A 13,192-nucleotide genomic window follows, 5' to 3' on the forward strand; every position below is an offset into this window, starting at 1 on the left:
CTGATGCATCCATGATTCACTTGGGAACCATCTATGCAATCGAGCTTTGCGGAACGCTTGCTAGAGGCTCCCATCAGGACGGCTGCAGAAAGCGAGTGCCATACCGGCATCGGAAGAATACGCCTACTCATCCAGCCGGCTTGCTAGAAACCGGCTTCCCCGACTTCAAGATGCCTTCTCCTTCGACTGGAGCCTCAGCTGGAGCGACCATCGGTGAGGTGTTCTCGGATCTCTTGTAGAGCTCGATTACCGGGCCGGAACCGGTCTCGAATCGTTGGATAAGCTCGGCACCCAGTGCCCGCGCCAATTCTTTATGAGCGCTTTCCGATTCAGCATACAGGCCATTCTTCTTCAACCAAGGCACATACGCGGTAGGACTGGTGACTATCATATCGCCTGCAGCACTCGAGTGCGATTGCGCGATCTTATCGAGCGGCATCATCTTCTCTGATGCGAATAGAAGGTCGCTCAGTTCCAGCAGACCGACCTCTCCCTCCAAATTTCTCCTGACTATCCGCCATGCATCGACGGTTGCGCAGCTATACCAACAAAGTGAGAACGCCGATACCTTATCGCCAAATCTGATACTCATCGTGGACAGGTCGGACCGCAACTCCGGATGATCCATGTCCCAACGATAAACAACGCATTCGCCCATCACGCCTTTCAACCTTTCGTCACAAGCCGTTATTTTCGGAGCATAACAATGCTTCCCGGCGCATAAACGAAGGCTCTTTCCAAGGCGCGCGGCCGTCCCGGAGCCAACACTCAACAACAGCGGTGCCGGCATGGTTGACTGGCTGAACTTGGAATAATCTTTCGTATACAGACGGCGGCCAAAGAGTCTGTGCAATGACTCGAACTTCTGACGATTGAAAATGAATATGCGGGAAAGCATCGCCGCTTCCTCATAATTTGCGAACGAGTATGCACGTGGCAACACGTAGTTCTTCTCATAGGAATATATGATTGGAACCCGATTGGCGGCATTAAGGTACAGCCATCGTTCTGCCATTTGGCTATTCATTTGCTGTAGCGGATCGGATCTCACTTCACGCCATGCATGCATGCGCAAGCCAACGATAATCACCGTGCATGCCGCTAACGCAACAAGCACCCATCTCTGCCTACTGTTCCCGACACGTCGGCGCAAGACCTCGGCGAGACAGGCAACACCCAACCAGCCTGCCGCGCGCGCCGCGTCGGCAAAAGGGATCAACCAATATTCGCGCGGATAGTTGGACAGTGCGAAGGGAACAATCCCCACAAGAACGGCGATCAATAGCGCCGAGCTGCGCTGAAACCTAAGAACCGAAAGCCACATGGTCAGCAGAAATATCCAAGCCAAGGGCTCAACCGTTGTCGCGAGTTTCCAGAGCCTTGCCAGCCTTTCACCGATGGGAATAGATTCTTCGGTGAAATTCGAACCCGACAGATGGATGCCCGCATTCGATATCACCCCCATGAAATTGAACCTCGGCTGCAGCAGAAAAGCCGCAGCAATGGTAACAACGCCGGCAATGACCACCATGGAGCCCCTCTCTTTCCAACTCCGTGGTCGTGCCGGATCATCGATAAGGAGCACAACGATCAATGCGATATAAGCCATGGCGGAATACTTGCAAGCGACCGCCGCGCCGATCGCCATGCCGACCATATATGGCGTGACCTTGGTACGATCAGTGGCCAGCGCATAAATCGCAATCGCAACAAAGAACGAGACCAGCGTATCCGTACGGATATAGTTGGCATACAACCATGTGTCCGGGGATATCATGAAGTACGCCAAGAAGCATAAAGCCACTAGCCTCTGGCCCGTCACTTTTACGATGAGCTTCGCGAACACGAATGCTGTTGCAACATCAGCGAGCGTGTACAGAAAACGAGTGATCCTATATGCGGCATCACTCTGAAAGAGAAGATAGATTCCCTCTGAGTAGCTCGATGACATGCCACTCAATTGTAGGAATGATGCTGCCATGGCAATAGCTATCGCTGGCAAGTACATGGCTAGATGCCCATAACCTGCCCACTCTGGCGTCCAGCTTCCGGCGGCGATCGCGACCGCATTCATCACTACTTCCGACTCATCAACTCTGTGCCCGCCGAAATAGAAAACGCCACTGCACAACAGTAGCGCGGCAAGCAAGCAAAGCGCTGCGCAACCGGTCCAGCGCGCTGCACGTGTCAAGTTGGCTGGCGTTACAATTGACATTGTTCCTCCAAGGAACTAGTTCTGGACGAGGGCTACTAAAACCACGCCGCCTTAATTTGCCGCGCAGCCGCTGTTGGAAACACTTTTATATACGTGCAAATAGCGCTCGGCCATCATGGCACAACTGTTCGACACGCCCTCTGTCTGCTGCCACGCATTAACCGCTGCCACAGCCTGTTCGTACGCCGGAAGATCGCCACGTATTTCCATGAGTTTCCCCAAGGCCTCGTCCGCGCTCGCATCATGGGCAATCAACCAGCCAGCGCCAGACGCGGCTATTCGTTCGCCAACCGCTCCGATGTCCATCCCCAGCACTGGTATGCCGCTGGCCCAAAGCTCGGTAAGCGTATGACAGAACGTTTCGGGCCAGATGGAAAATATCACCCCCACATGCGGATCAATTTCCTCTATCTTCTGGACAACGTTCTCTCGGCTGTATTTTCCATGGTGAATTCCGATCCCTGTGAGCTCAGCCGCCATATTCCCCAAGAAATGTAGTTCCAGGATTCCTTCCCTATCCTTTCCCGACATCGCCCTTAGCAGGCTCGATCCTTTGGCAGCGCCGATGTTTCCGAGGACAACGACACGAAGCTTCTCGATCTGACGTGACGGCACCTTGGCGGATATGAATCTCGGGAAGTCTCTTCCGTGTGGAATCACATAGAACTTGTCGCGCGATACGGACGGGAATATGTTGACGAACAGATCCGCGACGAATGCTGACGTGGTGACGAAAGCACCCACTGCGTCGAAATGCGAGGACTGCAATTCCCGCCACCGTTCGATGAATCTGTGCTTCAGGTTCGGGATCTCCTCTTGGCGCCATAACTCCACACGGCATTCCCCCTTGCCAGCCGTACATACACCGCCACAAAACTTTGCATCTTGGTCGAGGAGCTTAACGGTCGGACATGCCGTGTAGAAATCATGTATCGAGTAGACAATCGGCACCGAAAGCTCTTTGGCAGCCTCGATCAATCCCAGGCTATGCCAAGCAATATGCCGGATATGCAGAATATCTATCGAGTGCCGGTATAACAGGTCAGCGACATAGTTGTCATACTGGCTAGATGTATGCCTCAGCGGGTCAATCTGACTATGCATATGTTGCGTCTCGATCTCCAGAAGCTTGTCGTCGACCAACCTGAAGAGCTTTACGGTAACCGTATCGCAGCACAACAATAGACAATCGTGACTTGAACTTATCTCCCGCATCAAATCCATGTTTGTTTGCGGCGTGCCGCCAGTTTGTGTCGAGATCACATAGAGAATTCTCTTGCGCCTCGCACCTTGCTCCGCCCGATAGATAGCAGCCTTGGCGCGCTTCCTGATCATGCAGAACTCCAGATCATTGAAACGGGCCACAAGCCTCTTGTACTCGGGAAATTCAGAATTTAGCGCCCTGGATGCCTGCGCAATCAACTCTGCTTTTTCTCCAAGAAAGCTCTGGGACCGCTTGTGGAAAACATATGCTTTGTCGCTGACCAGATGTCGCCAGCCTTTTCTCTGGCCGCGCATACAGAACTCATTTTCCTCCCCATAGCCGCGTGGAAACTTTATCTCGTCGAATACACCAATCTCTTCCAGAGCATCCCTACGGATATATAAACAAAATCCGTTCCCAGTTGGAACGGCTATCTCCCGCCCCGCCCCCGCTTGCACGATTGCGTGCGCGCATGATTGGCGTTCAGCTGCGTCAGGTAACCAGTCCGCTCCGGTGGGCTCGGGAGCCGAGAAGGCGCCAGCATTGTTCGAGAGGGCAGTGACAGTCGCCACTTTTCCAAATGCGTAGGCGCAGTATCTGAGACTACTCAACCAATGCCCTGTTACCACCGTGTCGCTGTTCAGCAGTACGACATCCCTGCCTTCGCACAGTGACAATCCACGGTTCACTGTACGTGTGTAGCCAAGATTGGTTTCGTTCCTGTATACATGGACATAAGGGAAGTCGCCATAGTGATTCAGAAGGTTCCCGATTTCCTGTTCTGTACTGGCGTCGTCAATGAGCAACAACTCAACTTTCTCGCCCAGGCACTCAATCGCAGCGGGCAGGCACTCTGCCACGGCCTCGTGCGCATTGAATATAGGAACAATTATTGTGATGGGTCTGACATATTTTTGCCGGACTGCATCCATAAAGCGACCATGCCCGCCAGGAGAAATTTGTACGGCCGCATTCGCTATACGAGGACTTCTCCGCAAAGATACGGCGTCCGTCAAGAACGTGACATCAATCTTTGTTCCGTCAGGGAAAAGTCCCGGCGGGAAAGACAGCGAGAACCCGGCCACCGAACCATCCAGCCCAGCAGCACTGACATCAGCCCGCGGCAGGCCGGTTTTTATCCTGCAAAGCGGCTCTTCATCGATCTTTATCTCCAACTCGACCGCCTGCCCAGGGCGTGCAGGATCGATGGCCCAGCCAGAAATCATCGATTCGCTGAACCTGTCGAAATAGCCAATCTTTGTTGAACCGACCAAAGCCGGCGCAGGTTGCGGCAGCGCCCCATTTCTGGACGACGATTCAAGATAGTGCAGTAGCGGATTGGATGTCGCAAAATCTACCCCGCTATTTTCTGACAGATATCTCCTGGTGCTGAAATTAGGGCCCGGATCGCGGAGCAACCGCGCGCCGTAGCGAAGATAATGCTCCGCAGGTTCAATCGACAGCGAGGCGACATCCGGATACTTGTTGACATACCACACGGCATCAAACAAGCCGCACTCCACTATTCTCGCGATCTGGGAACTATACTTATTCATAACTAGGAAACCCGTGCATCGTCACGGCTTCGTGGTGATCCTTGACATATTGCGCATATCATTCCCATCTTGATCGGTTCCTTTCTGCAGGATGACGGTTCAATCTAAAAACAACCATGACAATGCTTCATGTGTGTTTTCTGTTGTGCGATTTCTAGCGCTAAGAGATTGGCCTGATGACATAAACCATTACTGGCTAGATAGCGTTCTTACTTCGCGCCATTCGCCCTTACTGAACGGCCCTCAGCTTTGCCGTGATGCATGTAGTGAAGCAACGGATTGATCTTTGATGCAGCCACGTCCGCGTAAGTAGCCAAGTAGAACTTGGCGTCGAATTCCGGGCCTGGATCCCTTCCTTCGGCAGCCCCATGGTTCAAATAATGCTCCGCCGGATCGATGCCGCTTCTAGCGACGTCCTGGTTGCGCTTCAGATACCAATCGGCATCGAACCAACCCGACCCTCTTATCGTATTGAGATCACTCGATACGGGTTGCCCCCCTGAGCTGAAGAGGCGCTTTGCTGCACGCAATGGCTTCATTATTCTCCAGAATATGCTTCCGGTAATTTCAGCCAGGCGATCCTCGCATTGCTTGAGCTCGACTACCTTTTCTGAAACCAGTGATTTGAGCTGTAATTTTTCTGCTTCTTCCACAGCCAAATGGCGCATTATCTTGGCTGTCTGCTTGCTCGTTTCAAGCAACTGACCCTTCAATTTTGTGATCTGGTCGTTGGTCGCGGAGAGCTGACGCCTCAGCTTTTCCGACGCGCCACGCCTTTCTCCATCGACCCGCTCCAACTCCTGCTCCCTGTTTATCAGCACCATGGTCAGTTGTTCGATTTCCCGGAAGCGCTCGGAAACGCTAGCCTCAGCGGCGGTCTTGGCTGCGTCCATCAGTCTCAGCTCGTCCGTCAACCGTGCATGCTCTTCAACTGCCGCGCGGGATTCATTTTCGTAAATCGAAATCTTGCCCTTGTATGCCTCGAGATCGGAGGCGCGGCTTTCTGCCAGCTGCGTGACTGTCCGAAGCTCCTGGTCCTTGCCCGAAAGTCTTTCTCTCGCCTGCTTGAGGTCTGCATCCAGCTTAGCCGCGGACTCGCGCGCAACTCTGAATTCCGTCTCCATGAAGGCGAGCTGGCTATCCCGCTGCTTGAGCTCCGAATCGAGCCTCATGGACATCTCCCTCACAAGCTTCGCCTCTTGTTCTCGGAGCGATAGTTGTCCGCGAAGTACCAACTCGGATCGCGACTCGATGCTTCCACTTGATTTTGGTTTCAATGGCGGCAACCCTGACTCATACTTTGCCAGCGCTTTTCTACCAGCCGGTGTTGGGCCCGCATCGATCTTGGCCGGTGCGTTCCCGGCAGCCATCAAATGCCTGAAGATGTCCATCTGCGGCGCTTTTGTATAAGCAAATAAGTCTTGGCGCGACTCCCGCTCCCTGTAGAGATCGTCACGGACAAACGCGGATATTTCGCGATCAGAAGGCAAGCGCATGCCGCCAACTCCTACGGACTCGAGCTGCCTCAGCAGCTGTCTTGCGACCGCCATTGGCTCTTGCATCAGCTGCCGATGAAGCACAACTACGTTCGGCAGGCCAGTTGAGGCGTTCCTGGCCGACCTGACATAGTGTTCCCAAAGCGCAAGACCTGCATCAATCGGCATTTCGTTGCGCGTATGCAGGCTGGCGGCAACCTCGATCGGATTGCGGAATATTTGCACGCAAACCGGAACTTCCAATACCTTGCGCCACAGCGGCAGCAGCAGGCACAGCCTTGGCTCCTTCAGTAACCACGGGCGATGCGCATCCATTTCGAGAACCAGCTTGGACGCGCGCCTAGTAAAATCCGCGACAATGGCTTCCGGTAAATTCTCTGCATCGAATTTCAGCACACGGTTCCAATCACAGCCTAGTGCATGAAGAACGGAATCATTCAACATCCTCACGTCACGTCTTTCCCAGAATCCCTTCGGGTTTTCATCGTTGGCACCGGTACTGATTCCTTCTGGCCCGAAGTAGGCACCCATGAGGTTGAGCAGCCGGGCCAAGACCGACGTTCCGGAACGATGCATGCCTAACACGATCAATTGCACGGTGTTTTCCTCAAGCGCAGTTCGCGGGAACGGTCATTTGCATAAGCATGCATCTGCGGTCGCAACCCGTCGACATGTGTAATTACCATGGTTATTCCTAGACATTGCCCAACGACTGCTTGATCTCCGTCGTCGATATTTCCGATGTGCGCGGCAGATACACCACCTTGCATAGATCCATCAGGAAATCGAATTTACCCGCCCAGTCATCGCCCATCACGAATATTCCTGCCTGGTACTTGCGAATATCCTCGGCCTTTTGCTCCCACGTGTTTTCAGCGAATACCTCGTCCACGTAGCGGATGGATTCCAGCACCACTCTCCGGTTCTCGAAATTGAGCAGTGAGGATTTGTGCTTCCCCTGGTTGAACTCATCCGACGATAAGCCCACCACCAGCCTGTCGCCCAGCGCGCGTGCGCGCTTCAACAGATTGATGTGACCGACATGCAGGATATCGAAAGTTCCATAAGTGATGACCGTCCTCATGCCCGCTCCCGTCCCAATAGGTTCTGGCCAAGATCCGACGAATCGGCCAATTGTTTGACCCGAGCCATCACTCGTGCCGAATTACGATCATCGACATGGTCGAAGAATAGTTTTCGCTTCCATTGCCGCGAGGCGAGGTCCAGTGCTGACGGCTCGTCGAATACGACTTCCAGTGCTGCCTGAAGCTCGCTAAAAATTTTGCAGACCGGCCCAGGAAAAGCGAAATCGAGGTCGTAGAAGGCGCCACGCTCGATGCTGGCATAGCTGTCGTAGTCGTACGCGAAACTGATGGACGGCTTTTCAGTCAGCATGTAGTCGATGAAGCAGCTGGAATAGTCGGTGATCAGCGCGGAGGAATAGCGGTAAAGGATTTCCACATTGGGAAAATTCGCATCCGACAGGTCCAGAGCGCCGATGCGCGCGAACTGGGTGCCATAGGTGCGTGCGCTGTCGGCCATGTGCTCGCGAATCCCCAGCACAGCGTTGTTGCGCTGCAGCCATTCCTCTATCCAGTCGATCTGCGCTTCACTAAACCGGAAATATGCATCGGCCTGCGCATTGCGGAAAGTCGGCATGAACAGCACCAATTTCCTTCCGGCGACAAGGTCGTACAGGGCGGCGCCTTCGTGACGCAGATCCTCCGGCAACTGCTCGAAATTCCGCAGGATGAAATCGTTGCGCGGAAGTCCGGTGTTCCAGATGTCTGTATAGGACAATGGGTGGAATGCGGCGGCCATGGCCAGGGTGTCGACTTGCGAGGAACTGATTACTGCACGGTACTTGGCATGGTCGCGCGCCATAGCCAGGCGATTCTGCTGACTGTCGAGCGAGGCGTAGCCGATGCGCTTGAACGGGATCCCGTGCCACAGGTTGATCAGATTGTGCAGCTCGCTGGCCACTGGATACACCAGATTGCGCGCGGCGCTATGTTTGATGAAAATATTGCCTGCGCGCAATAGATAATACTGGCCCTGCGGACTCAGCAGGGCTGCGATCTCCACATCCACGCCGTCAACGCTTACCGGGCCATCCCGGGTCAACACGATCTTCTTGATGGTGGGGTCGTTCTTGACCTCTTCGAACAGAGCACGTTCGTTTCCGGAGAACACGCCCGTGAAGGCGCAGACAGGGAAAACCCACCAGTGGCTGTACTTGGGCGTGGCCTGATCCGCCGCGATGAATTCCTGGTCGCTCAGCAGGGCAGCCGGCACTTCGCCATCGTCATGCAGGTGGGAGGTGCCGATGCCCAGATTCTGCTCCAGCTTGTCCGGATCGGTCACTCGTCGTAGGTTCTGCCTGATGGTATCCACGTTGGCTTGCGGGAAGCTCTTCAAACCGTTTTCCATCCATGCGCCCAGGCGCGGCACTTGATAGTGGTTTTCCGCCAGCAAATAGCGCTTGAGAAACGGGAAGCCTTCTTCCAGCAAGCGGAAATACCAGCTGGTGTAGATGGGGTGGAAGGGATAAAGACTGTCAATGAAGGTGTCGAAGACGTAACCCGCTGCGATGAGGTAACGGGTGAACCCGGCCTCATACTTCAGTATGACGTTGCGTTTGGATTCCTGGGCGGTAACCGTATCCAGCAACTTGCGGAATTGGCCGTCTGCGATGACCGGGCGCCGATAGGCGACGAAATAGGAGCCGACATGGAAGTCGTAGCGGTAGTCGCCCTCGAAGCCTTCCAGCATCGACCTGCGCACTGCGTCCATGGGGATGGGCCGCGGGAACTGGTTCTTGGGATCGCGGCGCGTGGCAGCCATGCCCTTGGTCGCCTGCATGCCCCACCAGTCGCAGGCCTTGGCATCCATTCTCGCGAAAACATGATGTAGGTCGCGCAACAGATAGCAACTGTCGTTGGCCAGGATCAGTTCGTCGTACTGTTCTATCGTTTCCCAACCCACCAACTCGCTGGCCAGGCGTGAATAGGAACCGAAATCGTAGTTCCCATGACGTTCGCCCCAGGCGCCCTTGGTATAGCCATCTATCCTGGCAAGTTGCTCCAGCGGGATCTCGCAGTCGGCCAGGTAATAGATATCCGCGTACTGACTGAGTTCGCGCAGGTAATCGACCACGTAATCGTCGATCAATCCATCGGGATCGTAACCGGCGAATAGGCAGATACGCTTGATATGAGCGCCATCCGCATGCCGGTAACCGCTGCCCGCGAACTGCGAAGGTGGACGCGGAGGGCATGTATCCAGTTCCAACAGGCGGCCGACGGCGAGATAATGCGCCAGAGGATTGATTTCCTCCGATGCTGGATCCAGATGGGTGGTCCAGTACCACCATACATCGAAGTCGGCGCTTGGGTTGCGCAACTGCTTCCAGCCATGTTCGCAGAAATGGTAAAGCGGATTCATGCGGCTCGACGAGACGTCCGGGTTCTTGGCCAGGTAGTAGAGGGCGTCGAACATGGCGTTCGGGTTCCTGCGCTCCTTCGCCCCGTATTTCAGATAGTGGTCGATGGGCTCGAGTCCGCTGGCCAGCACATCCGGATACTGCCGCAGGTAATAGTCCCGGTCGAAAGTGCCCGAGAGGAGCAAGGTGTCTCGTACCGGATCGGGTACGCGCCTGATCTCCAAGCCAGCTGCTCGTCCGACCTCTAGGTAATGCCGCAGGGGATTGATTTCGGCGTCGCCCTCTTCCAGGTGAGTACGCGCATACCACGGCGCATCAAAATCCGCGCTTGGACTGCGGTCTTCCTTGAAGCCAAACTGGCAATAATGGAGGAATGGATTGACGTGCGCATGCGCTACATCCGGATTTTTCTCCAGGTAGTAAGCCGTATCGAAAAAGTCACAAGGGTTGCGGTTTTCCCTCGCGCCATCCAGCACGTAGTGCAGTACCGGATCCACTCCCCCGGCCGCTACGTCCGGATATCGGCGCAGATAACCCGCCTCGTCGAATAATCCCGACTGACGCAACGCCAGCACTTCACGGTTCGCCTGCGCAACGGGACCGGCGCCGAGGAGCCGCGCCATGAAACTCCTTGTTTTCCCCAATGCCGACATGTTCATGCTACCCAGTAGGATCGATACATTACTTTAGGACTCACCGCGATCCGCTTACCCGTTCATTTCATTGCCAAGGTTTCGGCGACCTTGCGCGTCAACCGCAATTTTTTCCCTGTGGTGGTCACCACTTCGAAATCACCCGCGATGTCCTGGTAACCGGTCAGTGCGGGGATTTTCAACAGGATGCGGAAACCCACATGCGCATTGGCGCTCTTCAGATGATGCTGTACATCCGGACGCTCCAGGGCCTGCAGGGACTCGGCCGGGAAAACCTGTCCCCGGATACGCACATTCAGCTGTGCGGGCAATTGCCCATTCTCATCCACTGCCCACCCCCTCACCAACAGGTTGCCGCCCTTCAAGCGGACATCGTCGACGAAGCCGACTATGCCTGAAAAGCCAGATTTACCTGTGCGGGTAGCCATGCTCGGCGCCGGCATGGCAAGGTAGTAGGCTCGCGCACGTTCCTCTTGTACTTGCTCGGAGGTCGGCGAGGGCCCCACCCTGTCCCAAAGCATCAGCACAGGCAGATATGCCTTTTCCGAGAACGCTTTTTCGACGGTTGCGTGATGCTCCACTGGCACATACATGTCCAGCGCCAGATCACGAGCGCTGCCCGCTTCCTCGATACACAAGCCGATCAACTCGGAACCCGCGCCCTGGTCGAACACGCGCTGCAAGGTTTGGTCCAGGTGGAATGGCGAGTAATCGCGATTGATCACCTCATGCAATGCTTGTGACACCGATTTTTTTCCTTGGGCAACCAGGCTTATCTGTTGGTCGCCCGAAATTACGGGCACCCCGGCAGGCACGAAAAGCCGCGTCGATATGCTGCTCTTTCCATAGCCAGGGGGCTGTAGCAGCAAGTAGGCTATCGGACGACGACGCGAAATATGGAGGACGTGGCGGGCAATAGGATCGCCGCTTTGAGAAACGCTGGGGCCCATCCATTTCCAGGCGAATGGAGCAAGCACTTCGGTCAGCTTGGCCATGGTCGGGAAATAACGTTGGTCGATGCCACGTTCGACCTTCACCCATTCGCTTTCCTTCTTCGACACGATACCCAGCTCGAGCACCAGCACGCCATCCGGGGACAGGCGCTCGACCAGTCGGCCCACCAGTGCGGCCTGGTCGTCGGCATAGTGCAATGCCGACGCCAACAGGATCACGTCGAACTGGCCTTCCGGCAGGCTGTCCCAGTTCTGCTGATAGAACTCGCAATCCGGAAAACGACGGCGCGCTCGGTCGATGAAACCCCTGGACTGATCGATGCCGACCACGCGTTGCGCGCCCTGGAACTTGGCGAAGCCGCAAAAGAAGCCTTCGTTGCAGCCGACATCCAGGAACGTCAAGCCGGCAAGATCCGGAAGTTTCAGGGCCTTCAGCTTATCCAGCGTCCGTGAATCGCCGTCTGCGTCGGGAAAGGATTGATATTGGGCCATGCGCTAGTCTGGATTCGATGGGGAATGGAAGGTGCGACGTTTCAGGCTTCTGTGTGCAATGCAGTGGAAATCGCTGGGGCCAGGCGTAACGCCACGTTGGCGGTTTCCGACGTGGACCCTCCCAACACCCTCAGCCCGTCGCCCAGTGCCTGCAATGAATCGATGTTGTCGGGGCTCGGGAAACTCGCTGTGAATCCACAACGCGGTTCGGACAACCCGAAATGCCGCATCACGTCCTGCCTGTCGACCCGCACCAGCTCATTCGGCCGGTAACGGATGCCACCGATTTCCAGCGCCAGTCCTTTCGGGGCATGACCGTCGGTACTGGTCATCCACCCGCGGATGCGGATGACGCCGCCATCGAACACGATGGTTTCCGCACAACCATAGACATGCTGATCCGCTTCGGTGGCGTCCCCATCGTGCGCGCGCACGGAGGCCATCAGGCTGTGGTAGCGCTGCAGCGAAGATGCGATGTCGCCCGCATGTATGATCCTGCCCTGCTCCAGCACGATGCCCTTGTTGCATATGTCGCGCAGCAAACCGACGCTGTGGCTGGCAAGGATCACGATCTTGCTGCCGCCCACCCGACTCTGCATCCGCGCCTTGGCCTTGGCCATGAAATCCGAATCGCCAGCGCCGACCCATTCGTCCATCAATATGATGTCGTGTTGCACGGAGGTGGAAATGGCGAACCCGAGCCGCATTTTCTGCCCCGCGGAAAGCGTGCGCAGGCGGTGGCTGGATTTTTCCTGCAAGCCGGCGAAATGCAGGATCGGTTCGATATGGTCGCGCAGGCTCGAAGCCTTCAAGCGCATGGCGGTGCCGCGCAGGAATATGTTTTCACGCACGGTCGCTTCGGCATTGAACCCGAGCGACATGTTGAGCAATGCCTGGCAACTGCCATTGATGGTCACCTTTCCCGAAGTGGGCTGGTAGACGCCGTTGATCACGCGCAAGAGCGTCGATTTCCCGGCGCCGTTACGCCCAAGTATGGCAATGCGATCGCCTTCGTTGGCCTCCAGATCGATGCCGCTCAGCAGTTCGACGTCGACGCGCTTGGGCGGGTCCAACGCCGCACCGAGAAACATCGACCTCCAGTTCCTGGCGCGGCGCTCGCGTTGGACATATAGAGGGACGGCCAGCCTGACCCGATCCAGTTTGATATGTGCGCTGCTCAT

At 55.6% G+C, this 13,192-nt stretch carries 7 protein-coding genes; all 7 read right to left on the minus strand.

The window, feature by feature from the left end; translation table 11 throughout:
• Positions 1-127 precede the first annotated feature (127 nt).
• Positions 128-2,074, minus strand: a complete 1,947-nt coding sequence (locus tag CSC74_RS12305; RefSeq protein WP_162314778.1) for a hypothetical protein — start codon at positions 2,072-2,074, stop codon at positions 128-130.
• A gap of 192 nt (positions 2,075-2,266) precedes the next feature.
• Complete coding sequence (locus tag CSC74_RS12310; RefSeq protein ID WP_162314779.1) at positions 2,267-4,930, minus strand: glycosyltransferase; 2,664 nt, start codon at positions 4,928-4,930, stop codon at positions 2,267-2,269.
• A gap of 254 nt (positions 4,931-5,184) precedes the next feature.
• Positions 5,185-7,068: a sulfotransferase gene (locus CSC74_RS12315; protein ID WP_162314780.1), complete on the minus strand. Its 1,884-nt coding sequence runs from the start codon at positions 7,066-7,068 to the stop codon at positions 5,185-5,187.
• Between the two features lie 97 nt (positions 7,069-7,165).
• Positions 7,166-7,555, minus strand: coding sequence for a glycerol-3-phosphate cytidylyltransferase (tagD, locus tag CSC74_RS12320; RefSeq protein ID WP_162314781.1), 390 nt, complete (start codon positions 7,553-7,555; stop codon positions 7,166-7,168).
• Entirely contained in the window at positions 7,552-10,536 is a 2,985-nt protein-coding gene (locus CSC74_RS12325; RefSeq protein WP_162314782.1) for a CDP-glycerol glycerophosphotransferase family protein, read from the minus strand. Before CSC74_RS12325 ends, tagD begins: the two co-directional genes overlap by 4 nt.
• A 92-nt stretch (positions 10,537-10,628) precedes the next feature.
• Positions 10,629-12,011 carry a class I SAM-dependent methyltransferase gene (locus CSC74_RS12330; RefSeq protein ID WP_162314783.1) on the minus strand — a complete coding sequence of 461 codons (1,383 nt, stop codon included), beginning with the start codon at positions 12,009-12,011 and terminating at the stop codon, positions 10,629-10,631.
• Between the two features lie 41 nt (positions 12,012-12,052).
• Complete coding sequence (locus CSC74_RS12335) at positions 12,053-13,192, minus strand: ABC transporter ATP-binding protein (protein ID WP_162314784.1); 1,140 nt, start codon at positions 13,190-13,192, stop codon at positions 12,053-12,055.

It is taken from the genome of Pseudoxanthomonas yeongjuensis (assembly GCF_010093345.1).
Taxonomy (GTDB): Bacteria; Pseudomonadota; Gammaproteobacteria; order Xanthomonadales; family Xanthomonadaceae; genus Pseudoxanthomonas_A; species Pseudoxanthomonas_A yeongjuensis.